Origin of the sequence: Polaribacter sp. 11A2H (assembly GCF_011379025.1) — a bacterium.
GTDB lineage: Bacteria > Bacteroidota > Bacteroidia > Flavobacteriales > Flavobacteriaceae > Polaribacter.
In genome coordinates, this window is the sequence record NZ_WTLD01000003.1 from 29,217 (window position 1) to 54,031 (window position 24,815).

24 protein-coding genes are annotated in these 24,815 nt (G+C 30.2%); 7 read left to right on the forward strand and 17 right to left on the reverse strand.

Going from position 1 to position 24,815, the window contains the following annotated elements; translation table 11 throughout:
• The first annotated feature begins 41 nt into the window (after nucleotides 1-41).
• Nucleotides 42-611 carry a ComF family protein gene (locus tag GQS58_RS04485; protein WP_317168364.1) on the forward strand — a complete coding sequence of 190 codons (570 nt, stop codon included), beginning with the start codon at nucleotides 42-44 and terminating at the stop codon, nucleotides 609-611.
• 56 nt (nucleotides 612-667) lie between these two features.
• Nucleotides 668-2,290 (forward strand): Ig-like domain-containing protein, encoded by a 1,623-nt coding sequence (locus GQS58_RS04490; protein WP_166383307.1) that lies wholly within the window; start codon nucleotides 668-670, stop codon nucleotides 2,288-2,290.
• Nucleotides 2,291-2,519: 229 nt separating this feature from the next.
• Here GQS58_RS04490 and GQS58_RS04495 read toward each other — a convergent pair whose 3' ends face one another.
• Both GQS58_RS04495 and GQS58_RS04500 read right to left on the reverse strand, forming a co-directional pair.
• The gene (locus GQS58_RS04495; protein WP_166383309.1) at nucleotides 2,520-3,668 is read right to left on the reverse strand and encodes a cystathionine gamma-synthase; all 1,149 of its coding nucleotides are present in this window, start codon (nucleotides 3,666-3,668) and stop codon (nucleotides 2,520-2,522) included.
• A 175-nt stretch (nucleotides 3,669-3,843) separates the two neighbouring features.
• On the reverse strand, nucleotides 3,844-4,299 hold the full coding sequence (locus GQS58_RS04500) for a DinB family protein (protein WP_166383311.1): 456 nt from the start codon (nucleotides 4,297-4,299) through the stop codon (nucleotides 3,844-3,846).
• 41 nt (nucleotides 4,300-4,340) lie between these two features.
• Between GQS58_RS04500 and GQS58_RS04505 the strand changes: the two genes are divergently transcribed.
• Complete coding sequence (locus tag GQS58_RS04505) at nucleotides 4,341-4,688, forward strand: arsenate reductase family protein (protein WP_166383312.1); 348 nt, start codon at nucleotides 4,341-4,343, stop codon at nucleotides 4,686-4,688.
• 134 nt (nucleotides 4,689-4,822) lie between these two features.
• Here GQS58_RS04505 and GQS58_RS04510 read toward each other — a convergent pair whose 3' ends face one another.
• The 3 genes from GQS58_RS04510 to GQS58_RS04520 form a co-directional block, all read right to left on the reverse strand.
• Nucleotides 4,823-5,299, reverse strand: coding sequence for a DUF4252 domain-containing protein (locus GQS58_RS04510; RefSeq protein ID WP_166383314.1), 477 nt, complete (start codon nucleotides 5,297-5,299; stop codon nucleotides 4,823-4,825).
• Between the two features lie 83 nt (nucleotides 5,300-5,382).
• Nucleotides 5,383-6,366, reverse strand: coding sequence for a glycosyltransferase family 4 protein (locus GQS58_RS04515; RefSeq protein WP_166383316.1), 984 nt, complete (start codon nucleotides 6,364-6,366; stop codon nucleotides 5,383-5,385).
• A gap of 96 nt (nucleotides 6,367-6,462) precedes the next feature.
• Nucleotides 6,463-7,326 carry a hypothetical protein gene (locus GQS58_RS04520; RefSeq protein ID WP_166383318.1) on the reverse strand — a complete coding sequence of 288 codons (864 nt, stop codon included), beginning with the start codon at nucleotides 7,324-7,326 and terminating at the stop codon, nucleotides 6,463-6,465.
• Between the two features lie 100 nt (nucleotides 7,327-7,426).
• On the opposite strand from GQS58_RS04520, the gene GQS58_RS04525 reads away from it, so the two are divergent.
• Genes GQS58_RS04525 through mscL form a run of 3 tightly spaced genes read left to right on the forward strand, consistent with a single transcriptional unit; the run spans nucleotide 7,427 to nucleotide 9,608 of the window.
• Entirely contained in the window at nucleotides 7,427-8,047 is a 621-nt protein-coding gene (locus GQS58_RS04525) for a thymidine kinase (RefSeq protein ID WP_166383320.1), read from the forward strand.
• Nucleotides 8,048-9,148 (forward strand): alanine racemase, encoded by a 1,101-nt coding sequence (gene alr / locus GQS58_RS04530; protein WP_166383322.1) that lies wholly within the window; start codon nucleotides 8,048-8,050, stop codon nucleotides 9,146-9,148.
• A gap of 49 nt (nucleotides 9,149-9,197) precedes the next feature.
• Entirely contained in the window at nucleotides 9,198-9,608 is a 411-nt protein-coding gene (gene mscL, locus GQS58_RS04535; RefSeq protein ID WP_166383324.1) for a large conductance mechanosensitive channel protein MscL, read from the forward strand.
• A 73-nt stretch (nucleotides 9,609-9,681) separates the two neighbouring features.
• On the opposite strand, the gene truB is transcribed toward mscL, so the two are convergent.
• The 7 genes from truB to GQS58_RS04570 all read right to left on the reverse strand — a co-directional run bounded on the left by truB (nucleotide 9,682) and on the right by GQS58_RS04570 (nucleotide 17,171).
• Nucleotides 9,682-10,386, reverse strand: coding sequence for a tRNA pseudouridine(55) synthase TruB (truB, locus tag GQS58_RS04540; protein WP_166383326.1), 705 nt, complete (start codon nucleotides 10,384-10,386; stop codon nucleotides 9,682-9,684).
• 136 nt (nucleotides 10,387-10,522) lie between these two features.
• Nucleotides 10,523-11,317: an undecaprenyl-diphosphate phosphatase gene (locus GQS58_RS04545; protein ID WP_166383328.1), complete on the reverse strand. Its 795-nt coding sequence runs from the start codon at nucleotides 11,315-11,317 to the stop codon at nucleotides 10,523-10,525.
• Nucleotides 11,318-11,319: 2 nt separating this feature from the next.
• Entirely contained in the window at nucleotides 11,320-11,562 is a 243-nt protein-coding gene (locus tag GQS58_RS04550; protein WP_166383330.1) for a DUF3098 domain-containing protein, read from the reverse strand.
• Between the two features lie 4 nt (nucleotides 11,563-11,566).
• Nucleotides 11,567-12,445, reverse strand: coding sequence for a cell division protein FtsX (locus tag GQS58_RS04555; protein WP_166383332.1), 879 nt, complete (start codon nucleotides 12,443-12,445; stop codon nucleotides 11,567-11,569).
• 58 nt (nucleotides 12,446-12,503) lie between these two features.
• On the reverse strand, nucleotides 12,504-12,920 hold the full coding sequence (gene mce, locus GQS58_RS04560; RefSeq protein WP_166383334.1) for a methylmalonyl-CoA epimerase: 417 nt from the start codon (nucleotides 12,918-12,920) through the stop codon (nucleotides 12,504-12,506).
• Between the two features lie 53 nt (nucleotides 12,921-12,973).
• On the reverse strand, nucleotides 12,974-14,398 hold the full coding sequence (locus GQS58_RS04565) for a DUF5689 domain-containing protein (RefSeq protein ID WP_166383336.1): 1,425 nt from the start codon (nucleotides 14,396-14,398) through the stop codon (nucleotides 12,974-12,976).
• A 16-nt stretch (nucleotides 14,399-14,414) separates the two neighbouring features.
• Nucleotides 14,415-17,171 (reverse strand): carboxypeptidase-like regulatory domain-containing protein, encoded by a 2,757-nt coding sequence (locus GQS58_RS04570; RefSeq protein ID WP_166383338.1) that lies wholly within the window; start codon nucleotides 17,169-17,171, stop codon nucleotides 14,415-14,417.
• 133 nt (nucleotides 17,172-17,304) lie between these two features.
• On the opposite strand from GQS58_RS04570, the gene GQS58_RS04575 reads away from it, so the two are divergent.
• Nucleotides 17,305-18,369: an endonuclease/exonuclease/phosphatase family protein gene (locus tag GQS58_RS04575; RefSeq protein ID WP_166383340.1), complete on the forward strand. Its 1,065-nt coding sequence runs from the start codon at nucleotides 17,305-17,307 to the stop codon at nucleotides 18,367-18,369.
• A 553-nt stretch (nucleotides 18,370-18,922) separates the two neighbouring features.
• Here GQS58_RS04575 and GQS58_RS04580 read toward each other — a convergent pair.
• The 5 genes from GQS58_RS04580 to GQS58_RS04600 all read right to left on the reverse strand — a co-directional run bounded on the left by GQS58_RS04580 (nucleotide 18,923) and on the right by GQS58_RS04600 (nucleotide 24,807).
• Nucleotides 18,923-20,446 carry a ribonuclease E/G gene (locus GQS58_RS04580; protein WP_166383342.1) on the reverse strand — a complete coding sequence of 508 codons (1,524 nt, stop codon included), beginning with the start codon at nucleotides 20,444-20,446 and terminating at the stop codon, nucleotides 18,923-18,925.
• A gap of 292 nt (nucleotides 20,447-20,738) precedes the next feature.
• Nucleotides 20,739-21,029 (reverse strand): HU family DNA-binding protein, encoded by a 291-nt coding sequence (locus GQS58_RS04585; RefSeq protein WP_036824254.1) that lies wholly within the window; start codon nucleotides 21,027-21,029, stop codon nucleotides 20,739-20,741.
• A 150-nt stretch (nucleotides 21,030-21,179) separates the two neighbouring features.
• Nucleotides 21,180-22,466 carry a DUF4302 domain-containing protein gene (locus GQS58_RS04590; protein WP_166383344.1) on the reverse strand — a complete coding sequence of 429 codons (1,287 nt, stop codon included), beginning with the start codon at nucleotides 22,464-22,466 and terminating at the stop codon, nucleotides 21,180-21,182.
• Nucleotides 22,467-22,477: 11 nt separating this feature from the next.
• Nucleotides 22,478-23,329, reverse strand: a complete 852-nt coding sequence (locus GQS58_RS04595) for a substrate import-associated zinc metallohydrolase lipoprotein (protein WP_166383346.1) — start codon at nucleotides 23,327-23,329, stop codon at nucleotides 22,478-22,480.
• 2 nt (nucleotides 23,330-23,331) lie between these two features.
• Nucleotides 23,332-24,807, reverse strand: coding sequence for a RagB/SusD family nutrient uptake outer membrane protein (locus tag GQS58_RS04600; RefSeq protein ID WP_166383348.1), 1,476 nt, complete (start codon nucleotides 24,805-24,807; stop codon nucleotides 23,332-23,334).
• Nucleotides 24,808-24,815: the final 8 nt, after the last annotated feature.

The window sequence follows — 24,815 nt, forward strand, 5'->3', positions numbered from 1 at the left end:
ATGAAAATGCAATATGTACCTTTTGTAGGCATGACTTGCCTTTGACTAATTTTACTAACTATTGTGAAAACAAAATAACGAAAACATTCTATGGAAGAATAATCATAGAAAAAGCAAATTCATTATTATTTTACAGAAAAACAGGAATTACTAAAAAATTAATTCACGAATTAAAATACAAAGGAAATGAAGAGGTAGGTGTCTTTTTTGGCAATTGGCTTGGAGAAATCTTAATAGAAAATAATGAATTTTTAGATGTTGATGTTATTATCCCCGTGCCCTTACACCCAAAAAAACGAAGAGAAAGAGGTTATAATCAAGTTTCAAAATTTGGAGAAACTTTAAGTCATCACTTAGAAAAACCATTTGTAGAAAACATTTTGCTAAGAACATCAACCTCAAAAACCCAAACTTTTAAAGCTCGTTTTGAACGTTTTAATAATAATGACACAAAATTTCAGTTATCTAACTTAACAGCCTTAAAAAACAAACATATTTTACTCATTGATGATGTGATAACAACAGGTGCAACCTTAGAAGCTTGTGCAAAAGAGCTTCAAAAAATAGAAGGTGTAAAAATTAGTATTTTAACAATGGCATACACCGAATAAACTTTATGATTTTTAAGTCAAAAATATATTGTTAATTTGTATAAAATTTACTTTTTGTGAAACACATTTTTAGATTTATTTTTTTTAGCATTTCAATTGTAATTTTATCCAACTGCGCAAAAACAGGAAACCCAGAAGGTGGGCCAAAAGACGAGGACGCACCTTTGTTTGTAACCTCTTCCCCACCCTACAAAACGCTTAATTTTGATAAAAAGGAAATTAGATTAAACTTTAACGAGTTTATAAAATTAAAGGACTTAAACAAACAACTTATTGTTTCTCCTCCTTTAAAAACTCCTTTATTAGTTACCCCACAAGGTACGGCAAGTAAATTTTTAAACATCCAAATTGTTGATACTTTACAAGAAAACACCACGTATATTATAAACTTTGGTAACGCTATTGAAGACAATAATGAAGGAAATAAACTGGAAAGTTTTAAATATGTTTTCTCTACCGGAACATATATAGATTCTCTTTCTACTTCGGGTAAAATTAAAGATGCTTATTTAGATGAAAGTCAAAAAAACATTAATGTGCTGTTATATAAAATAGATAGTTCTTTTACAGATTCTATCGTTTTTAAAAAGAAACCAAATTATGTAACAAGTTCTTTAGATACCTCTCTTTTTAACCTTAGTAACTTAAAAGAAGGTAAGTATTTAATGGTTGCTTTAAAAGAAACTGCCAACGATTACCTTTTTAATCCTAGGGAAGATAAAATAGGTTTTTTTACAGACACCATAACTCTACCTAGAGATAGTATTATAAAAAAACCAATAGTATTATTTAAAGAAACACAACCTTATTCATTTAAACGTGGCAAAGAAATTACAAGAGGTAAAATTGAATTTGGTTATGAAGGTGTTATAAAAGATTTAAAAGTTCAAATTATTTCTGATACTCCAGAAGACTTTAGAAGTGTTTCTAAGCTAGAAATAGGCAAAGACACATTAAATTACTGGTACAAACCTTTTGACGCTGATTCTTTAAATTTTATAGTTACAAACGACAAATTTATAGATACCGTTACTGTAAACCTTCGTAAAAAGAAAATAGACTCCTTAATTTTAAACTCTTCTACAAGCGGAACACTGCACCTTAGAGACACTTTTTTTATAAGAGGAAATAACCCACTTGTAAACATTGATACAAGCAAAATTACATTGGTAGATAAAGATACATTATCAGTTCCTTTTGTTAGTATTATTTCTAATATAGAGAACAAAGTAGCATTTGTTTTTGATATAACACCAAAACAGAAATACGCTTTAAAAATAATGCCTGACGCTATTTCTGATATCTTTGAACAAAAAAATGACACTTTAAATTTTAAATTTACTACAAAAGATATTGAAGATTACGGAAGAATTACAATGGATATTGTAAATGAAACTTCTAATCATTTAATTATTGAACTTTTAGAAGGAAAAAACAAAGATAAACTTATAGAAAGACGCTTTATTACAGATTCTGGACAAATACAATACAATCTTTTAGAACCTAAAACATATTATATAAGAGCTATTATTGATAAAAATAAAAACAATAAATGGGACACTGGTAATTACTTACTAAAACAACAACCAGAAAACATTATTTACTATTCTCAAGAATTAAAATTACGAGCTAATTACTACTTAGATGGAAATGTTTTTACTGTTAAGAATCCTGAATAAGTATAAAAACTAGAGATGCTAAACTTGTTTTAGCATCTCTAGTTTCTAAAATTCAATCTTCATAAGAATCTGAAATAAATTCAGATTGACATAAAAAGGCTTTCTAAAAAGGATTCCATCTTGTCATACTGAACTTGTTTCAGTATCTCAACTTACTGAAATTCGAAAATTATAACAATCTGAAATAAATTCAGATTGACAAAAAAAAGAGCCAATTGGCTCTTTTTTTTTATGACTTTAACGCTTGTTCTAAATCTGCAAGTATGTCTTCTATATCCTCAATACCAACACTTAAACGAATTAAAGAATTTGTAATACCCATTCGTTCTTTTTCTGGAGCAGGAATAGAACCATGAGACATACTTATTGGGTGATTAGATAAACTTTCTACGCCGCCTAAAGATTCTGCTAACGTAAATATTTTAGTGTTTTCTAAAAATACATATGCTGCTTCTTGAGTCTCCTCTTTTAATCGAAAAGAAACCATTCCGCCAAAACCGTTCATTTGACTTTTTGCCAATTTGTAATTTGGATGATTTTCTAAACCTGGATAATATACCACACTTACTTTTGGATGCTTTTCTAGAAATTGAGCCACTACAATTCCGTTTTCACAATGTCGCTGCATTCTTATATGTAACGTTTTTATGCCTCTTAATGCTAAAAAAGAGTCCATTGGTCCTGAAATTGCGCCTGCGGCATATTGAATAAAATGAATGTCTTCTGCTAGCTTTTTATCTTTTACAATTAAAGCTCCCATAATTAAATCGCTATGACCACCAAGATATTTTGTTGCAGAATGCATTACAATATCGGTTCCTAAATTTAACGGTTGCTGTAAATAAGGCGTAGCAAATGTATTATCTACTCCTATTAAAATACTAGAATCAATATCTTTTACGGCTAATGAAATTGCTTTTATATCGGCAATTTTCATTAACGGATTTGTTGGTGTTTCTATCCAAACTAGTTTTGTGTTTTCTGTAATGGCATCTGTAATATTTTTAACATCGTCCATGTTTACAAAAGAAAATTCTAACCCGTATTTTTGAAATAATTTGGTAAACATTCTATAACTTCCGCCATATAAATCATCTCCTGCAATAATTTCATCTCCCGGATTTAGTAACCGTAAAACGGCATCTATTGCTGCCAAACCAGATGCAAATGCAAATCCGTGGGTTCCGTTTTCTAATGCTGCTAAACTATTTTCTAAAGCAGCTCTTGTAGGGTTTCCTCCTCTAGAATATTCGAATCCTTTGTGTTCTGTAGGGCTAGTTTTCGCAAAAGTAGAGGTTAAAAAAACCGGTGGCATTATGGCTCCGGTAGTTTCTTCTGGTTTTTGACCTCCGTGAATGGTTTTGGTGTTGAATTTCATCTTTAAAATGTATTGAAGATTTTAGATTGCTATAAATAGGCAAACTAGTTTAACCCAGATTGAACCTTTCGTCAAGCTCAAGGCAGGCTAATTGTTTGAGCTCTTTTTTGAGATGCTGTTTTTTAGCATCTCAAAAAAAGCGAGTAGTGAAAGCTAGAAATAGCTTCTAAGAAACCTATAAAAATTTCTTGATAGATCTTATAATTCCGTAGTGAATTCCTTCGTGAAAATTGTTAAAAGAAATAGAAGCCTCTATAGAATTAAGTATAAAACCAGTACTTGTTGGGTATTCTGCAAAATCCTCAAAAATACCAGCTTCGTAATCTTCTTGCAAAGTATCTGGCAAGCCTAAAAGCAACTCTTTAACTTCTTCAAACTCCTCTTCTGTAAAGGTTTTTGTTGGTACTGTTCCTTTTTTATAATCTTCAATTAACTCATCTGGACATAAACAGTTTAAACCTGCTAATTTGTAGTTTAAAACCTGTTGCGTAACCACTAAATGTGCCACATTCCAAGCAATATTGTTTTTAAAACCAGCTGGTATAATGTGTAACTGTTCTAAAGTTAAGCCTTCTAATTCCTTTAAAACTAGTGTGCGAGATGTTCTTAAAAGATCGAATTGTATGTTCATTTTTTTGTGTAATTTTGGAACTGTAAATATAATCCATAAAAATGAAGAAAGTCTATTTTTTACAAACTTGTGATACTTGCCGAAGAATTTTAAAAGAGGTAAATACCGATGGTTTTGAACGACAAGAAATTAAAGCAAACAACATTACCGCAGCTCAATTAGAAGAAATGTACACACTTTCTGGTAGTTACGAAGCTCTTTTTAACAAGCGTGCAAAATTGTATAAATCTATGGATTTGAAAAACCAGGTTTTGTCTGAAGCAGATTATAAACAGTTTCTTTTAGATGAATACACGTTTTTAAAGCGTCCGGTTTTTATTGTTGATAATGAAATTTTTATTGGAAATAGTAAGAAAGTAATTGAAACTTTAAAAGAGAAGATTGGTTAAAATCTTCTCTTTTTTTGTCAATCTGAATTTATTTCAGATTCTTATGGATATTGAATTTCAGAAACTTAAGATACTGAAACAAGCTCAGTATGACAAGATTTACCCCTCTTAGACAGTAGCTTTTTTATTGTTTTTTAATTTGATGAATACTTTACATCAGAAGAAGAAATCATAGCTGCTAGTTCATCGTGTGTAATTTTAGTTTTTAAGCCAAAAAGCACCATTTTATCTGAATCGCTGTTGGCTCTTATAATTATTTCTCTGATGTAGTTACCTTTCTCTATAAAAAATAATTCGGCTTTACTACCGTTTTCTTTTACTCTTGCCAGTGTTTTTAGGTTGTTTTTTCTGCTAAACTTTCTAAAGTCTTTTGAAAGATTGCTGTCTTCATTATTAAAAATCATCAATTTAAAATCGCTCGATTTTCTAATAATGTTCATTAAATCGTCATCGTTTTCACTATCTAAAAATGAACCTGCCAATGAAGCGGATAAATTAATTGAAAAAGTAGATTTTTCGTTATTTGAATTGTAAAAGTTTTCGAATTTAGCTTCTTGAGCTGAAACTGCTGTAATAAAAAATGCAAATAGAATTGTTGCTAAATGTTTCATGTTAGTAGGTTTTAAATTTAGACGACTACCAACTACGTTTGTTACAAATACTATTTTTACAGCTTCTTTTAAAGCATATAAATCTATATTTTTTTATAGATTGCCATTAAGTTTTCTGCTTCTTTTTGTGCACTCCAATTTTTTATAATTTCTTCTCGTGCTTCTTTCCCTAAAAGAGGAATTTCATTCTTTAATGATTTAGATAAAAGCATTTCTAATTCAGAAATATTACCTGCTTCAACCAAATAACCGTTTTTATTACTATGTATTAATGAAGAGTGAACTCCAACATTTTTAGTTGCAATTACAGAACAGCCACAAGACATTGCTTCTGCAGTTACTAAAGAAAATCCTTCTGAAAAACTAGGAACTACTGCTATTTTTGAAGCTTGGTAATAAGAGACAATCTCTGATGTTTCATCTACAAAATACACTTGACCTGCAATATGATGCTTTTTAGAAATTGTTTTTAACTCCTCTAAAAAAGCAGGTTTATCTATTTTACCAACAATTACCAACGCCCAATTTTTATGTTCTTTTAAAACTTTGGCTGCTTCTAATAAAACAACTTGCCCTTTTGCTTTACGAACTCTCCCAGCACATAAAATAATATTTTCTTGTTGAATGTTTTTTAGAGTGACATTCTTTTTAGGAGAAAACAAATTAACATTTACTCCATGACCAACAATGGTATTTTTTATACCTAAGTTTTTACTCATACTTTCTATGAGCGTTACCACTTTATCTGCTTTTTTTAATAATTTTAAAGTTAAACCAGACGGGGTAGTTTCTGCATGCCGTGTAGCTATTAAGGTGAATTTTGCGCCTAAAAAACGTAGAAATAACATTCTCATTATTTCATTATTTCTATGACAATGCACAACAACTTCTCGATCAGAAAAAAGAAGTTTTCTTAATCTTGATGTCGTAATTTTCTCTCCTTCAACATTATAACCATAAATATAAGTCTCATATTCTTTATTAAAAAAAGGCAGCACATTTTCTATACTTCTAGTAACTCCGGTTCTTCTTTTATGAAAATGTGTATGTATTAAAATTGGTTTCAAGAGTTGTTTTTATTTTCTAGGTTTAATTGGTTAAAATATAGCGCAGAAAGACTTCAGTTTTTATAAAATGACTAACTGCGCTACTTTTAAATATTTTTATACAAATTTACGTTCTACAATTTCTATAAAACGAGCTTCTAATTCTTGTTGAGTAGACCAGTCGTAATCTGGTTTCACCATTTTATTTATAAACTTTAACGCTTCTTTTTCTGTTCCGTACGTATTTAATTGAGAAACTACTCTGTTAAAATCTTCTTGACTACCATCAAACAAATTCTTTACAAAGGCAATTCTATCATTTAAACCTATTTGAATGTTGCCAGAAAATTTATCATTTAATGATTTTGGTGCAGCAACAGGAATATCAAACAAAGTTGCCATTTCATCAACAGAAATAGTATCTTCTAATTCTTCTTCTAAAGACAATACTTTAATTTCGTCTTTTATTTCTACAGCTTCTGGTTTCGCAAATATAATATCTTCTATTTCATCAAAAGGTTGTTCTATAATTTCTTCAACTACAACCTTTACTTCCTCTTCTATTTCCTCTTCAATCTCTTCTTCTATTTCCTCTTTAAACTCCTCTTCAGCTTCCTCTATTATTACTTCTTCAACTAACGCTTCCGCTAAGAGTTCTTCTACTGGTAAAGTTTCTTCTTCTTCTATTTCATAAAGCGTTACTTCTTCTTCAATAACTTCTTTAACAGGCTCAACATCAACTAAAAAAACTTCTTGAGATTCTTTTAAAGTCAATCCGTTTTCTACATTTTCAATTAATGCCTCTTTTGTTACTTCTAAATTTGGTGTTGTATTTATATATTCTTCTACAAAAGCTAATAAAGATAATTTTTCATAAATTTCTTTCGATTTTTCTTTTAAAGCAAACACATCTTCTTTATTTTTTAATTGTAAAATGCTGTGCGCTAAACTCATTAAATCGGCTTCTAATTTTTTGTGCATAAGTTGTAAGTTGAAGTTATTTTTTACTCGTAAATATTCCTAAATTTGTTGAAATTCAAAGTAACATCAAATTTAATATTCTAACGCCTAAAATTACAAAATGTTTCTCGAAAATACAGTAAATCATTCAGAACAATTTGGCTGGATTGAAGTAGTTTGCGGCTCTATGTTTTCTGGTAAAACAGAAGAATTGATTAGAAGACTAAAACGTGCTCAATTTGCAAAACAACGCGTAGAAATTTTTAAACCTGCTATTGACACCCGCTATGATGAAGAGGAAGTAGTTTCTCATAATGATAATAGAATTCGTTCTACACCAGTACCTGTTGCCTCTAACATTCGCTTATTAGCAACTGATGTAGATGTTGTTGGTATTGATGAAGCGCAGTTTTTTGATGATGAAATTGTTGCCGTTTGTAACGATTTAGCAAACCGAGGTGTTCGTGTAATTGTTGCGGGTTTAGATATGGATTTTAAAGGAAATCCTTTTGGTCCAATGCCTGCTTTAATGGCAACTGCAGAATATGTTACAAAAGTTCACGCAGTTTGCACACATACAGGAAACTTAGCTAATTACAGTTTTAGAAAAGCGAAAAATGATAATTTGGTTCTATTAGGTGAAACTCAAGAATATGAGCCTTTAAGTAGAGCTGCATATTACAAAGCAATTCAAAAACAAAAAATATTAGCACAAAAAGATGCTGAACCAACTAAAGAATAAATGAATAACCATGTTACAGTTTTAGAAATTGATGGAGATGCATTGTTGCATAACCTAAATTATTTTAAAGAAAAATTACAACCAGAAACAAAAATTTTAGCGGTTGTTAAAGCTTTTGGTTACGGTAGTGATGCTGTACAAATTGCTAAATTTTTAGAAGACAAAGTAGATTATTTTGCCGTAGCGTATGCTATTGAAGGAATCGCTTTACGTGAAGCTGGTGTAGAAACACCCATTTTAGTGCTGCATCCACATATTCAAAATATTGCATCTATTGTAGAATACAGGCTAGAACCTTGTTTGTATAATTTTAGAATTTTTGATGCTTTTTTAAAATTAGCTGATGAAGCTCCGTTAATGAATTACCCAATTCATTTAAAATTTAATACTGGTTTAAATAGATTAGGCTTTTGGTATACAGATATTCCTACTATAATTGCCAATCTAAAAGAAACAACCCACGTAAAAGTAGCTTCCGTATTTTCTCATTTGGCTGCAAGTGAAGATCTAGAAGAGCAAGACTTTACCATTAATCAGATAAATAATTTTGCATATATAGCCCAACAATTCTACAAACATTTAGGGTACGAACCAATCTTACACATTTTAAATACTTCTGGTGTGATAAACTACCCAAAAGCACAATTTAATATGGTTAGAATAGGTATTGGCTTGTATGGTTTTGGTAATGATGAAAAAGAAACTGCTCAACTTAAAAATACACATAATCTAAAATCTATTATTTCTCAAATTCATGTTATAGAACCAGGAGAAACAGTAGGCTACAACAGAGCTTATACCGCCAAAAGACAAAGTAAAACAGCAACCATACCAATTGGTCATGCAGATGGTTTATCTAGAAGGTTAGGAAATAAGAAAGGATATGTACTTATTAACAATCAAAAAGCATACATAATTGGTAACGTTTGCATGGACATGATTATGGTAGATATTACTAAAATTGATTGTACAGAAGGTGATGAAGTAATTATCTTTAATAATCAAGAAATGATACAGCATATTGCTGATGTTTCTGAAACCATACCTTACGAAACCTTAACCGCAATCTCACAGCGTGTTAACAAAATGTTAAATACCTAGTTTTTTTTAGTACTTTTGTATTCTAATAATTAATTAAAAACAAAGTAAAATGTTAAAAGAATTTAAAAAATTTATTACTGGTGGTAATGTAATTGAATTTGCTGTAGCCGTAATAATGGCAGGTGCAATAGGCCTAGTTGTAAAAGGATTTGTTAGTAATATTGTGATGCCAATTGTAGGTATATTTACAGGAGGAGTTAGTTTTTCTGACAAAAAATATGTTTTATCAGAAGCAGTTCTAGATGCAGCAGGAAAAGTTGCAACTCCAGAAAATGCAATTACATATGGTGCTTGGATTGATTCTATTATCAATTTAATTATTGTTGGTTTTGTTATGTTTATGATGATAAAAGGATACAACAACATGAAAAAGAAAGAAGAACCAGCTCCGGCAGCTCCAAAAGGACCAAGTCAAGAAGATTTATTAGCAGAAATTAGAGATTTATTAGCTAAAAAATAAGTTTTTACTTTTCAATATAATAAAAAACCCAAGCATTTGCTTGGGTTTTTTATGCTTAAATAAATATTGTTTTTTAAGATTCTACAGAATTTGCTTTTAAATCTTCAATAAAACCTTCTACAGAGACTCCTTTTTCAACAGAAAAGTCACCAATTTTAGTTCTTCTTAATGCTGATAAATGTGCTCCTGAGTTTAAGGCCAATCCAAAATCGTATGCTAAAGAACGAATGTAAGTTCCTTTACTACAAACCACTCTAAATTCTACTTCTGGTAAATTTATTTTTGTGATTTCGAACTCTGTAATACTTACCGTTCTAGCGTTAATTTCTGTAGTTTCACCTTTTCTTGCTAACTCGTACAAACGCTTACCATCTTTCTTAATTGCAGAAAAAATAGGTGGTTTTTGCTGAATATCACCAATAAATTGCTTGGTAGTTTCACGTAACAATGTTTCTGTTATATGATCTGTCGTATAGGTATTATCTACTTCAGTTTCTAAATCGTAGCTAGGTGTGGTTGCCCCAATGGTAAACGTACCTGTATATTCTTTTTCCTGCCCTTGGTAGACATGTATTTCTTTTGTTTGCTTACCTGTACAAATAATTAATAAACCTGTAGCTAACGGATCTAAAGTACCTGCATGACCAACTTTAATTTTCTTAATATTAAACCGTTGTCTTATTTCCCAACGAAGTTTGTTAACTACTTGAAATGAGGTCCAATTTAAAGGTTTGTCTATTAATAAAACTTGACCATTTTTATACTCTTCTGCTGTCATAAACACAAAATTATTTCAAAGTGAATTCCTAAAAAGATTAAAGGATTCATAATTATAAAGAACCTGCTTTTCGCAGGATTAGTTCAACTATCAACTTTTATTACATTACTAAGTAATTAATAAAATTTGAGTGTCACTAATTTAAAAGAGCGTAACCAATAGCAATAAAACCTACAATAGCACAGTATAATGAGAAGTAAGATAACTTACTTTTTTTAACCAATGCAATCATCCATTTACAGGCTAATAAACCTGATAAAAAAGCAGCTACAAAACCAATTGAAATTGGTAACATTTCTGAAGATTGAAAACTTAAATCTCCACCTAATAAGTCTTTACCTATTTTACCAAAAATTAATGGAACTACCATTAAAAAAGAAAAACGTGCTGCTTTAGTTCTATCAATACCTAATAAAACAGAGGTAGAAATTGTTGCTCCAGATCTAGAAATACCTGGCAACATTGCAATTGCTTGAGAAATTCCAATTATTAATGAATTAGAAAATGTTACTTCTTTATTGGTGTTTTTTGCTTTATCTGCTAATAATAAAAGTACAGCAGTTACTAATAACATAACACCTACTAATAGAATTTTTCCTCCAAAAAAAGATTCTAATTCTTTTTCAAAAAGTAAACCAACTGCAACAGCAGGAATCATTGAAAGAATTATTTTTAAAGAAAACTTAGATTCATCATTCCATTTAAACTGAAACAACCCTTTAAATATTTCTGCTACCTCTTTTCTAAAAATAACCAAAGTACTTAATGCTGTTGCAAAATGTAATACCACCGTAAAGGTTAAACTTTCTTCTGGCACAGATGTGTCTCCTAAAATAACCTTAGCCAATTCTAAATGACCGCTTGAAGAAACTGGTAAAAACTCTGTTAACCCTTGTATAATACCTAAGATTATTGCTTCTAATATATCCATTTTTATTTTTTTGGATTTGCTAAAATAGCGTAAATTTCAATTCCTAAACCTATAATTACTAATGTTGGCGCTAAACGAATGCGTTGCCAATTGTAAATTTCTTCATTAAAAAATTCTGGATCGTCACTTCCACCTCCTGCCATAAATATAAAACCTAAAGCAATAAAAATGAGACCAATAATCATAAAAGTATAATTTCTTTTACCAAATAAAAAAACTGGTTGTTCTGTAATTTCGTTTTTCATTGTATTAATAATAAAGTTCGTCTGTTTGTAAGTTTAAAAAACGTTGCGTTGCAAAGTAAGTACTAATCCAAGTAATTAAAAAGGCTGAAATTAAAACACCTCCAACTAAATATCCTAGTGTAACATAATCTTTTATCAAATGCAAACTAGGTGCAAGCTGATCTACATAATAAATAATAACACCTAAAGCTACAAGTGCTAAAAGAGCCCCTATAATACCTAATTTAATACTTTGCCAAATAAAAGGTCTTCTAATAAAACCTTTAGTAGCACCAACCATTTGCATGGTTTTAATATTAAAACGTTTAGAATAAATAGACAACCTAATAGAGCTATTAATTAATATCATTGCTATTAAACCAAAGAAGCCACAAACTACCAATAGCCAAAAGCTAATTCGTTTAATGTTTTTTGTTAATAAATTAATTAAAGGTTTATCATAAGAAACATCAGATACAAAAGCATTTTTAAGAAAACGTGTTTCTAATTCTTGCATTTTTTCTGGTGTTACATAATCGGCTTTTAAGTAGATGTCTATTCCGTTTTTTAACGGATTCTCTCCTAAGAATTTTAAAAAATCTTCACCAATTTCTTCACTATACGTTTCTGCTGCTTTTTCTTTACTTGTATAAATAATTGTTCTTGTAAACTCTTCTTCTAATAAAGAATCTTTAAAATTGTTTCTGTTTTTAGTAGAAACATTATCTTTTAAAAACAAAGTTATCGCTACTTTTTCTTTTACTTTATTGGCAACAAAGGTAGATTTTAACAAAATTAACCCTAAAATACCGACCATAAAAAGCACTAAAGCTATACTTACTACTACTGATAAGTAAGAAGATAGCAGTCGTCGTTTTTGATAAGCATCAAATTTAGAAGACATATTATAGAATATTTTTTAAGCACGCAAGATAATAATTAGAATGCAGTTACCGTAACTGTTAGCAGTATTTTAACGAATCTATTTCTTGGCACAACTCAATAAGAACTCCATTGGTAGATTTTGGATGTAAAAATGCCACTAATTTGTTATCTGCTCCTTTTTTAGGTTCTTTATTTAAAACAATAAAACCTTCATTTTGAAGCCTTTTTATCTCTGCTTTAATATCTGAAACTGCAAAAGCAATATGATGAATTCCTTCACCTTTTTTTTCTATAAACTTAGCAATTGGACTTTCTGGGTTTGTAGCTTCTAACAATTCTATTTTATTAGGACCTGATTTAAAAAAAGAGGTTTTTACTCCTTCGGAAACAACTTCTTCGGTTTTGTAATGCGATACCCCTAAAAGTGCTGCATACAAGTTATTCGATTTTTCTAAATCTTTTACAGCAATGCCAATGTGTTCTATTTTATCCATTTTGTAAAAATAAGAAAACATCTGAATGATGTATGCATCAAAAAAGTACAATATTATTCTTTAGCCACAACACTTACATTATCTAACTCATAAGTTCCATTAAAATTTTCATTGCCATTTCCAGTATATTTAAAAGCGATAAAAGCAGTACCTGAATAGGCAGATAAATCTAAATAGGTAGAATGCACCCAATTTTTAAAATTTTCTCCATCTGAAACAATTTTTGCTGGTAAGACAGTCCAACTTGCAGTATTTATATTTTTTTTGTTACCATCAAAATTTGTAGAAATTAAAACTTGTAACTCACTGCCATTTCCAAAACTATTAGAAGTTTCAAAAGATAAAAACTCTTGAGATGTATTGTCTAAATTAATTCCGCCAGTAATTAACCAAGTAATAGTACTTTCATCTCCAGAATTAATAGAATTAACTCTAGCAGCTTTACTTTGCGCATAAGTATCCGTATAAGATCTCCAAGATTTTGTACCTTCTTCTCTTAAGTTAATCCAATTTAAAACATCTATATCTCCGGACTCATTATCAAAATTTTCTGATAATAAAATTGTCGAATATTCTTCTGCTGGTAGCGGTGTACACCTTTCATCATTCATAACAACACCCTTGCTATCATTTAAAACAAGTACAATTAAATCACCTTTAAAATCTTTAGAAACAATCGCATTTATAGTACCTGCTTTTTCTGGCAAAGTTTCGCTTGAAAAACGAGAAAAAGAACTTGTCTCTACCAATAAATCATCATAGCCTAAGCCTAAACAAGTTTGAATTTTACGTTGTGTATCAAAATCTTCTACGGGATCTACATAAGATGTACCTAATAATTTGACATCGAAAAAAACATTTTCTAGCGTTATAAAAGTCCCGATATCAGAGGCATTAATTCCTCCAAAAGCAATTAATTTGGGTATAATTTCTGCTGTAGTTTCTGTTCTATAAATATGATTCGGAATTTGATTTGAAGTAACATTTTCAATCTCCATAAGGTCTGTAGCTCTAATTTTTCCACCTATGGTAATATTACCATCTCCAGAATTTGTTTCGCCAACATATAAACCTTTTAAGCGAATGTAAACCTCTCTACCAATATTAAATTTATTATAACTATTACTTAAATTTAAAGCAACTCTTATACCTGCTGTTGGGTTTTCTGGAGCATCTTGCATATAAAATTCTTTATAAAAATTACCTGATTTATCCGAAGAAACTACATATCCTTTAACCACTATATTTGAAGTAATTTCTAACGGATCATTACCAATTATGTAAAGCTCTTTTAGTTGTTTTATTGTTTTTAATTGAAGCATTCCGGTAGAAATACTATCTAAAAGATCACTTACAGCTTCATTTTCTTCATTACCTAAACTTTCTGGGACTCTAAAATCTGTATCGTCAGCACAGGTAACAAATAAAACACTTACTATAAGCGCTATAACTATTGTAATTATCCTTTTCTTTTTCATCTATAATTTTTTTTTCTTAAAATGACACACTTACATTCATAAAATAAGTTGCGCCTCTACCATACCAATACTTATTACCAAAAACAGGTTTATCTAAAGACTTATCTTCTAATAATTGTCTGTAATTGGCATTTCTTCCTTGTTCAAATCCGCCAGATTTATAAGTTTTATTCAATAAATTATTTACAGTAGCAAAAAAACTGATGTAATAACCGTTGATAAGAAAAGATTTTCCTCCAACTAAATTTACTACCGAATAATTATCGAATTTTTCTTGAGATAAAAGTCCTTTAGCAATCTCATTGTCATATTCTAAAAAAGGCAACCCATCATTATCTGTATAAAAATTTTGAGATCTATTTAAAGGCGAAATATCTATAAATGTGTTGCTAAAATAATTAAGTGTTGCTCCACACCACCAATATGATGGATCTCTATATTCAAACCCAACGGAATACGCATTTTGAGGTCCGGCAGCTAATTTGTAATTCTGAAGGTTTGTGGTTCCAAAATCTTTAAATCCGTTTACAAAACCTGCTGATAAAGATTCTGTATCTGCTTCTGTTGTTAAGTATAAATTAGGATTATTATCATACGTAAACTGACCAATAGCAGCAGCTCCTTTTAAATTTAAAGTAGCTGTAATTTGAGCTTCCAAACCTAATTCTAGTCCCAAATGTTTTTTGTTAATTCCACTTAGAATTTCTTGTACAAAAGCAGTATTATCACCACCAACACCATCTGCAAAATAAAACGAAATCTCTGTAGCATCTTTTACAGAAGTGTAATATGCAGTAACTTTAGATGTAATAATCGGACTTCTAAAAACATAACTGATATCTGTAGAAAGCGTTTTTTCACTTTGTAAATCTAAAACCACATTGTTATTTTCTCTAGAGTTAGAAAACGTATTTCTAGTGATAGGTGCAGTGGTTATATATGCCGCATTAACATCTACCAAATGCCGACCGGTAATTTTATAGGTTACTCCTGTTTTAAAACCATAATTTATAAATTTTTGTGCTTCAGACATTCCTAAAGAATTCTCAGAAAAACTACCATTTTTATACAAACCCTCTCGTTGATGTGTTGTACTAGAAACATTTAAAGCAGCATAAAAATCTGTTTTATTATATCTAAATTGAGCTTGTGTAAAAGCAGCAATAATAGTAGAGTTTATATTGAAATTATACTTAAATTCATCTCCTTCGCCTACTATTCTATTCGGATTTAGAAGATCGTTTTGTTTCTCGTTTACAGTTGCACCAAAAGGATCGATATCTAAATATCCTTCTCCACCTAACAAATCGATAACAGATGCAAAATTATGAGAACGCAGTTGTTTGTATTCCAATTTTCCGTTGACAGAAATATGGTCATCTATTTCTTTATTTAAAATAGTATTTATGGTAAATTGCTTGTCATCATTTCTATCTTCATATAAAACATAAGCATTTTCTAAACCTGAATTTTTATTTATCCTATTCGCATCAAAAACCCGATTCCAATTTATTTGTCCGTCGTTTTTAAAATTATTTTCAGCATCATACGCACTTTCAAAATCGTCATATCTTAAAAAATAACTTGGCAAATTTTGATAATAAGCAGCACTCGGATTAGAACCTCCGTTATAATCAATTCTACTATTACCAATCTTCCCAAACTGATACGCAACATTTGTGTTTACAGAAGTCTTTTCTGAAAGATTCCAATAATGATTCAACATTAAAATAGGCTCACTGACTTCTTTTATTCTAGAATTTCTCTTTTCTCCATTTAAAAAACCCCAATAATCATTGTATTTTATTCCTTTTAAATCAAAGACTTCTTGTGTATTTGGTGATGATTTCCCTCTTCTATTTGGCGTAAAAATTCCCGTAAAATTAATACTACTTTTATCACTTAACTTTTTTTCGATGGATGTAAAAAAAGAATATGCTTTGTAAGAAGTAGCATCATTAAAGCCTTCATTACCCAGCCTACTACTTCCAGAAAATGTAAAAGCCCAATTGTTTTTTAACATTCCGGTAGCATACGTTGCCATCATTCTATGCTGATAACTTCTGTTAGATGAAGAGTAAGAAACTCTTATTCCTGGTCTTTGTTCTGAAGCTCTGGTATTCATATTTGTTGATCCTAAAAGCCCGCCAAAAGTAACATCAGAAGGTGTTAATCCGTTTCTAAATTCTTGGTTTCTTAAGACATCATTTAAACCTCCCCAATTTCCCCATTGTGCTCTACCATCATAGATTTTATTCATTTCTATGCCGTTAATTAACACTTTACCATTTCCAGAATCTAATCCTTTTATCTTAAAAAAGGAAGAACTAAATTCATAAGCAGCAGTTCTAAGAAAAATATCTTTTGATGCTTGTAGTAGTCCAGAAATATTATCAGCAGAACTAGCATCGTCATTTAATTCATCATCAGATAAAGTAATTAAACTTAAATCTTGTTGCTCTATAATATTTTTAACTAAAAAGATACTTCCTAAATTTAAAGTATTGTCCGAGAGTTCTATGGGTATATTTTGAGTTTCGAAACCAATCATTTTTAATTCTAAAATAGCTTTTCTATTTTGGAAATTCTTAATTATAAAATTACCTTTTAAGTCTGTAGTTTTACTTATATCTGTATTTTTTAAGGTAACTAAAACACCTTTAAGTGGTTTTTTAGAATTGTTTTCTAAAACAATTCCTTTTACTGTACTTTGCCCATTAACCTCAATAAAAGAAGCTAACAACAAACAAGTTGCCATAACAATTTTTTTCATAAATAAGAGGTATTCTAATTTTTCTTTTGCACTTAAAGTTAGTCAAAAAAAAATAAAGCACTGAATTTCAAGTACTCTTAACTCATAAAACAACTTTAGTTACTTACTTTTACTACTTTATAAAAACACTAAAATGAGTAAGAAAATATTTTTTATTTTTATTTTTTCGCTAACAATTACGGTATGTAATTCTCAGAAAAACGAAAAAAAATATAACATTAGAACCATTGCTTTTTACAATCTAGAAAACTTATTTGACACGATTAACGATGTAAATAAGAATGACGAAGCAAGCCCAATAATGGAGTTAAAATCGAATAGATCTAAGGTTTATTGGGATAAAATTGAAAAGCTAAGTAGTACAATAGCTCAAATTGGTGCTGATAAATCAAAAACTAGTCCTGCTATTATTGGTGTCTCTGAAGTAGAAAATCTAAATGTTTTAGAAGATTTAATACATTCTAAACATTTGATAAAGAATGATTACGGAATTATACATTATGATTCTCCCGATAAAAGAGGAATAGATGTGGCTTTGTTATATCAGAAAAAATACTTTAACCCTATTTATCACGAAGCCTTTAATCCTAAAATTTTTAAAGACAACTACCCAGTTTACACAAGAGATCAGCTATTGGTTTCTGGTTATTTAGATGATGAATTAATACATATTATTGTAAACCATTGGCCCTCTAGAAGGGGTGGTGAAGCTGCGAGCAGGCCAAATAGAGAAAAAGCTGCTTACCAGAATACTAAAATTATAGCGCAGGTTAGAGAACAGGATGCCAATGCTAAAATATTAATTATGGGCGATTTTAATGATGACCCTAATAATTCTAGTTTTAAAAATGTACTAAAGACTAAAAGCAGAAAAAAAGAAGTAGCAGAAGGAGATTTATATAACCCATATGAAGACATGTTTCGCAGAGGATTTAATACCTTAAAGTATAGAGATAAAATAAACTTATTTGATATGATTTTCTTTACGTCTCCTTTACTAGATAAAGGTGAAAAAGATTTTTCTACTTATAAAATGTACAAGGCAATGATTTTTAATAAACGCTTTTTAACCACTAAAAAGGGTAAATATAAAGGGTATCCTTTTAGAAGTTTTTCTAGCGGAAATTACACAGGTGGCTACTCTGATCATTATCCTGTTTATTTGTATTTGATTAAAGAAGCGAAACAGAATAAATAATTTCAACGTTATTCTTAGCGTTCAGTTTTGCTACACAATTTTGTCTTTTCGACCATTTTGGGAGAAATCCCATGAAGTTGCTCTGTTTTGCGTTAGCTTCTTTATGTGATTTCTCCTAACATCGAAATGACAATTGTGGTGGTTTACTAATACGTTATCACTGTTATGAGACTTCTCTTTGCTTTCGAAGTGACAAGTGTTGCAGTGTACTGTTATGAGATAACGATCATGTGATTTCTCCTAACGGCGGATGACAATTGTGGGTGATTTACTGCTGTATTATTACCGTTATGAGACTTCTCTTTGCTTAGAAATAGCTAGGTGTTTTTTAAAATAACTACTCTATCTATTTCTCTATATGCGTTAAGGATAGAGCAATTGTTTGAGCTCTTTTTTATTCTTTTTCTGAATAAAAAAAGCGAGTGCGAAAGCCTGCCCCTTGTGGTAACGCCCAAAGAATTACCAAAACCTTATAAAACACAAAACCCCGAAACATAAATGTTTCGGGGTTTTTTGATAAAAAATTATTGCCTTTATACTATAATATTTAAAACTATTTAGATTTAAATTTATAATTTAAGTATGTGTAAGCGTCACGAGGTATAATTGTAATCCACTTTTTGTGTTTTAAATACCATTTAAAACGAATAGAATTTACTCCTTTTGTTAGATAAGATGCAATAAAAGGGTGTACATTTAATTGTACTTTTCCTGCTTTAGAGGTTGACATAAACTTCTCTAAATCTGCTTCTATTTTGTCTAACAAAACAATAGGTGCTTCTACTTCTCCATTAATATTTGGGTTGGCTTCGGTAGTTTTTATACTTAACTCGGGTCTTACCCTTTGTCTTGTAATTTGTACCAATCCAAACTTACTTGGAGGTAATATTTTGTGCTTTGTTCTATCTAAAGCCATTTGATCTTTTAAATGCTGAAACAGTTTATTTCTATTTTCTGCTTTGTGCATATCAATAAAATCTACAACTATAATACCTCCCATATCACGCAGTTGTAACTGTCGTGCTATTTCTGTAGCTGAAATTAGATTTACTTCTAATGCAGTGTCTTCTTGAGAACCAGCTTTATTAGAACGGTTTCCGCTATTTACATCAATAACGTGTAATGCTTCTGTGTGCTCTATAACTAAATAGGCACCTTTACTCATAGAAACTGTTTTACCAAACGATGTTTTAATTTGCCTTTCAATTCCGTATTTTTCAAAAATAGGAGTCTCAGATTTGTGTAATTTTACAATTTTTTCCTTTTCGGGATAAATTTCTTGTAAATACTCTTTTATTTCTTCTTTCAAAGTTTCATCATTTGTTACAATACTAGTAAAAGAATCATTCATAACATCTCTTAAGATAGAGGATGCTCTGTTTAACTCGCTTAAAATTTTTGTTGGTGTGTTTGTATTAGGTATACTTTTACACATTCTTACCCAACGTTCTAATGAGTTTTGCAAATCTTTATCTAGTTCTGCTACTTTTTTTCCTTCGGCAACAGTTCTTAAAATAACACCAAACCCTTTTGGCTTAATGCTTTTTGCTAATCTTTTTAAACGTTCTTTTTCTTTTGGGTCTGCTATTTTTTGAGAAACAGAAACTCGGTTAGAAAAAGGAACTAAAACCAAAAATCTACCTGCTATGGACAACTCTGAACTTAATCGTGGTCCTTTTGTAGAAATTGGTTCTTTTACTATTTGTACTAATAGGTTTTGCCCTGTTTTTAGTACTTGGTTAATACTACCGTCTTTGTTGATATCTTCCTCTTTTTGGAAGCTCTTTAAAGTGAATTCTTTATACTTACCTGTGCTTACTTTCTTAATGAACGAATTTAATGAGTTTACTTGCGCACCTAAATCATGATAATGTAAAAACCCGTCTTTTGGGTATCCTACATTTACAAAGGCTGCATTTAAACCAGTTAAAACTTTTCCTATTTTGGCTAAAAATATATCGCCAACCGAGAATTTGTTATCACTAGTTTCATTATTTAATTCAATAAGTTTTCCATCTCTTAATAAGGCAAAATCAATATCAGATGAATTTGAACGAATTATTAATTCTGTTTTCATGCTGAAATGGTTTTAACTCTACACATAATTGTGCAGATGGGATTAATATTGTCAGGTATTTGTAATACCGTGTGAGATTATTTAATCTCTTATGTCAATGAACTTTTTTCTTTTCGTTATACAATAAACGAAAAAGTAAGCGGATGCTTACTTTTTCTTCTTGTGTCTATTTGCTCTTGCTCTTTTCTTTCTCTTGTGTGTAGAGATCTTAGCTCTTTTTCTTTTTTTACCGCTTGGCATAATGTTTAGAATTTTTAAATCTGTTAAGATTTAGATTAATATTGTGTGTTTGTTACTTTACTACTACTTTACTTTTCACTCCTTCAGTAAAAGTTTTTGCCGGTTTAAAGGCTGGAATATTGTGTGCTGGAATCTTAATTGTAGTATTCTTAGAAATATTTCTACCTGTCTTTTCTGCTCTTGTTTTGATAATAAAACTACCAAAACCTCTCAAATAAACGTTGTCGCCATTTTCTAATGCATCTTTCACTTCAGTCATGAATGCCTCTACAGTTGCTAAAACATCTGTTTTTTCGATTCCTGATTTATCTGATATTTTCGATACGATATCTGCTTTCGTCATGTCTCTATTTTTACTATATTTTTATTAATTTACTTTCAAAAATGCGGATGCAAATATATGATAATTAATCAATTCCAAGTAATTAAAGAGTTAAAATTTATTTAAAAATAAAAGGCCTTGAAATTATTAATTCAAGGCCTTTTGTTTTATTTAAAAAATTCTAATTAAAAACCAGACATCTGGGTTAGATGCACTTGTTAATTTCACTACTGTTGGGTCAATAGTGGGTGTTGGTTCTATTTGATAAGGTGCATTATCTGCAATTAAATCTACCAACGGTTGAAATTGCGCATAAAAACGCCAATTATAAGCTCCTTCAACCTTTGTTATATTTAACTGATTAGGATTACCAAAAACACCTGCAAATGATAAATTGTATTGAGCCCAATAACCACTTCCTGATGGTATATCTTCTGATCTAAAAATTATTCCTGAAGCACCCAAAACACCTGCAGGGTCAAAAGGAGTACCTCCAAAAAAGATTCTATTTGCTACTAGTGTTTCTCCATATCTATTGGTATTTGCTGTATAGATTTGATTAAAAGTATTTAAAAATGTATCCGAAACTTCATCAGCTGTTGTTACATTGATTGTCCAAACATCACTAATATTAAAAGGAGAAACTAATATTTCTATAGAAAATTCACCATCTTCAGACACAAACTTATTTTTAGCATCATTTAACGTAAAATTAGAATACTCATTACCGTTATCCGCTTTTATTGCAGGACTTATAGTAATACCTGTTGGCGTGTAACCAATTCCAAAATCTGTATCATTAATTTGTGTATCTAAGTTAGAAACAAACCTTCTAGCATTATTAAAACTAAAAAAATTAATATCTCCACCAACTTCATAAGCTAACTGACCAGAAATAGCACTTACGATAGTATTATTTTTACTTAAATCACTCCAGTCAGCAGAAGTAGCTTTTTTAAATATAACCTCATTAAAACCTCTATTTGCTCTAAAGATAATATTATCTCCATCTGTACCATAATACAAGAATTCAAAGCTTCCTAAATATCCTTGACCAGTTAAATCGGCATCAGGAGCATTATTAGAGTCTGATAATTCGTGTATTTTATTTCTGGTTGTAAAAGTAAGTTTCACCGTAGATCCAAGGGTAACATCCCATTCACTAGCCGTTCTTGTTCCTTGAGTTGAACCAAAGTCAGAATCCATTTCTACTGTTTTGTCTCCAGTAAAATCCATTAAATACGTATATCCTCCTAATTGAGAATCATCTGTAAAATAGGTTACTTTCCACCCCTCTTCAGAAGACTGAAGTAACTCTTTTAAATCTTCTTTTTGCTTAGCTAACCTTACTGATGGCACTTCATTAAAAACTTCATCAGGATCATTATTTGTTGTACATGCATTTAGAATAAAAAATGCAACAGCAATAAGACTTATTTTATTTATAATTTGTTTCATTTGTTTCATTTTTAATTTAATACTTTTAATACATTTTCCGCTGCTACTCTTTGAAGCTCATAAATATCTAAATCAAATTCTGATTTAAAATAAGTAACTACAAGCGCTTCTTTTGCTCTAATATCAATCTTTGCTTGTTCACTTGTAATTGCATCGATAATTGCATTATAACTTGCATTATCATTAGATAGCATTGCAGTAACCATTTCTGCAAAATCTTCTGTTTCATTAGACCTCGCATAATCCGATATAAACCCTAATTCTCTTGCTTCTGAAATAGAACTATTAAACCATTGAGCCGTATATCCTGAAGGGGTTATTTGCTCAAAAGTTTCTTTATCGAAAGGTACTGTTTGATTGATAATGTGTGTATACTCATGTTGTATTGTTGATACAAATCTAATTAATTGATCTCTATCTTTTAGATCTACTAAGTCTGTATTAAAAAAGGTAATTCTTTTACCCCCTTCTGCAAGACCTAATGTAATAGTTCCGGAAGGATTTAAATTGATACCACCTATTAATAAAATTTCTCTTGGTGCTATTAATTTTATAAAATCATCACCAGCTACTTCTCTATAAGTTTCCAACCAAATAGTTTTTACAGCCTCCATTGCAGGCATTACTTTTTCTACTGTTGGAGGAAATAAATACCTATTAAAATCTACTCTATTTTCATTCCAGTTATAAAAAACCTCAATATTGTAAGGAGAAGTATAATTACCTCTTAACCAAATATCTGTAGCGTTTAAAGAGGGTGTTTCTGTGTCTAAATTACTCTCTGTTAAAGTATCTTCTGTTTTTGCACAAGAGATAGCTAGTGTTAGAAAGACGAATGCTATTAAAATATATATATATCTCATAATTATCTAGGATTAGGTGTTACACCAAAATTTTGTGCTGTTAATGGTATTTGTAATTCTTTTCGCTTATCTTCTTTTGTTAATACTATAGGAGAGTTATTAAATGAATGTGTAACTTCTAATTGAAATCTTTTTACATCAAACCATCTCAAACCTTCATGATAATATTCTCTTCTTTTAAAATCTGCAATACCTTTTATAAATGATGTTTGCGTATCATTTAAAGTATAGAACGGCGTAAACTCATTTTCTATTACAGGGTATCTAGAAGTCAGATCAGACTCTTCTAGTATATCTGTTGCGGCATTAAAGTTTGCAGTTTTTAATGATAAAAAAGATGTTAAATCGCTTAAAGATGCTGCATAATTTTCTTTCATAGCATAAGCTTCTGCTCTGTTTAATAAAACTTCATCTTTATCAAATAAAACAATACCTAAATAAGGTAGACCTGTACCCGCACTTTGATTTGTTATTTTAAAATATTCATCAAATTTTGGTAAGTTATATACCTCATCATTTCCAAATACTCTATAAGCCCAAGCTTTACCAAAAGGATTTCCACTACCTCCAAAAAAGAATTGACTTGCAAGATTAGAACTTAAACCAAACCTAGAACTCGCAAACTTACGTGCCCATAAAGATGAAGTTGAACTTAATAATAAATTTGTTCTATCTAAAGCACTACCATATGTTCTAGCTGTTTCTGAATAAGATAAACTACCATACGCAACGTCATCTCTAATCTCTGTTTGTGGATTAGAAATAACTTTAGAAGCATATAATATTACATTATCCCAATCTCCCTTATATAAATAAAACCTTGTTGCAAATGCATTGGCAGCATCTTTGGTAAAATGAAATTTAGGTTCTTTATATTCATTTTTTACAAGCCTTAAACCTTCTGTTAAATCTTTTTCAATTAGGTCGTATACTTCTTGTACTGTATTTCTTGTATATTCTTGTATTAATGCTGTTTCTGGACTTAGCACATAAGGCACTCCTAAATCTGAACTTGCTGTAGCCGGATTATAGGTTTTTCCCCAAAATGTTACTAACATAAAATGTGCATACGCTCTTGCTAAAAGTGCTTCTCCTTTTTGTGCATCTAAATTTATAGAACCAGAAAGTTCTTCTATAGACGCTAAGGCTTGGTTTGCTTGAGCAATTGCTTCATATGTATTATTCCAAAAGAATACTGGTGCATCTCTGTCTGTTTCTAAATTAGAATCTTGCCATTGATACATTTCAAGATCTAATTGATCTCCTCCATTTACAAATTTTTCACTTGCATTATCAGACATTAACTCTGCTATTAACATATAGTTTGCTTCCGTATAAGCCCCTGTAGTTAATGCTGCTATTTTATCTGCAGAATCAATATTAGTCCTATTATCCGGTAGCTCGGTTAAATAACCTTCACACCCTAAAAAAGAGAAAATGAAGATATAAAGTAAAATATTAAATTTATTTTTTAACATGTTTTATT

Excerpts from the sequence above, each read along its gene's own strand:
- GQS58_RS04495 (WP_166383309.1), bottom strand. The coding sequence starts at position 3,668 with ATGAAATTCAACACCAAAACCATTCACGGAGGTCAAAAACCAGAAGAA.
- GQS58_RS04500 (WP_166383311.1), bottom strand. The coding sequence starts at position 4,299 with ATGAACATACAATTCGATCTTTTAAGAACATCTCGCACACTAGTTTTA.
- GQS58_RS04505 (WP_166383312.1), top strand. The coding sequence starts at position 4,341 with ATGAAGAAAGTCTATTTTTTACAAACTTGTGATACTTGCCGAAGAATT.
- GQS58_RS04510 (WP_166383314.1), bottom strand. The coding sequence starts at position 5,299 with ATGAAACATTTAGCAACAATTCTATTTGCATTTTTTATTACAGCAGTT.
- GQS58_RS04520 (WP_166383318.1), bottom strand. The coding sequence starts at position 7,326 with ATGCACAAAAAATTAGAAGCCGATTTAATGAGTTTAGCGCACAGCATT.
- GQS58_RS04525 (WP_166383320.1), top strand. The coding sequence starts at position 7,427 with ATGTTTCTCGAAAATACAGTAAATCATTCAGAACAATTTGGCTGGATT.
- alr (WP_166383322.1), top strand. The coding sequence starts at position 8,048 with ATGAATAACCATGTTACAGTTTTAGAAATTGATGGAGATGCATTGTTG.
- mscL (WP_166383324.1), top strand. The coding sequence starts at position 9,198 with ATGTTAAAAGAATTTAAAAAATTTATTACTGGTGGTAATGTAATTGAA.
- truB (WP_166383326.1), bottom strand. The coding sequence starts at position 10,386 with ATGACAGCAGAAGAGTATAAAAATGGTCAAGTTTTATTAATAGACAAA.
- GQS58_RS04545 (WP_166383328.1), bottom strand. The coding sequence starts at position 11,317 with ATGGATATATTAGAAGCAATAATCTTAGGTATTATACAAGGGTTAACA.
- GQS58_RS04550 (WP_166383330.1), bottom strand. The coding sequence starts at position 11,562 with ATGAAAAACGAAATTACAGAACAACCAGTTTTTTTATTTGGTAAAAGA.
- GQS58_RS04555 (WP_166383332.1), bottom strand. The coding sequence starts at position 12,445 with ATGTCTTCTAAATTTGATGCTTATCAAAAACGACGACTGCTATCTTCT.
- mce (WP_166383334.1), bottom strand. The coding sequence starts at position 12,920 with ATGGATAAAATAGAACACATTGGCATTGCTGTAAAAGATTTAGAAAAA.
- GQS58_RS04565 (WP_166383336.1), bottom strand. The coding sequence starts at position 14,398 with ATGAAAAAGAAAAGGATAATTACAATAGTTATAGCGCTTATAGTAAGT.
- GQS58_RS04570 (WP_166383338.1), bottom strand. The coding sequence starts at position 17,171 with ATGAAAAAAATTGTTATGGCAACTTGTTTGTTGTTAGCTTCTTTTATT.
- GQS58_RS04575 (WP_166383340.1), top strand. The coding sequence starts at position 17,305 with ATGAGTAAGAAAATATTTTTTATTTTTATTTTTTCGCTAACAATTACG.
- GQS58_RS04580 (WP_166383342.1), bottom strand. The coding sequence starts at position 20,446 with ATGAAAACAGAATTAATAATTCGTTCAAATTCATCTGATATTGATTTT.
- GQS58_RS04585 (WP_036824254.1), bottom strand. The coding sequence starts at position 21,029 with ATGACGAAAGCAGATATCGTATCGAAAATATCAGATAAATCAGGAATC.
- GQS58_RS04590 (WP_166383344.1), bottom strand. The coding sequence starts at position 22,466 with ATGAAACAAATTATAAATAAAATAAGTCTTATTGCTGTTGCATTTTTT.
- GQS58_RS04595 (WP_166383346.1), bottom strand. The coding sequence starts at position 23,329 with ATGAGATATATATATATTTTAATAGCATTCGTCTTTCTAACACTAGCT.
- GQS58_RS04600 (WP_166383348.1), bottom strand. The coding sequence starts at position 24,807 with ATGTTAAAAAATAAATTTAATATTTTACTTTATATCTTCATTTTCTCT.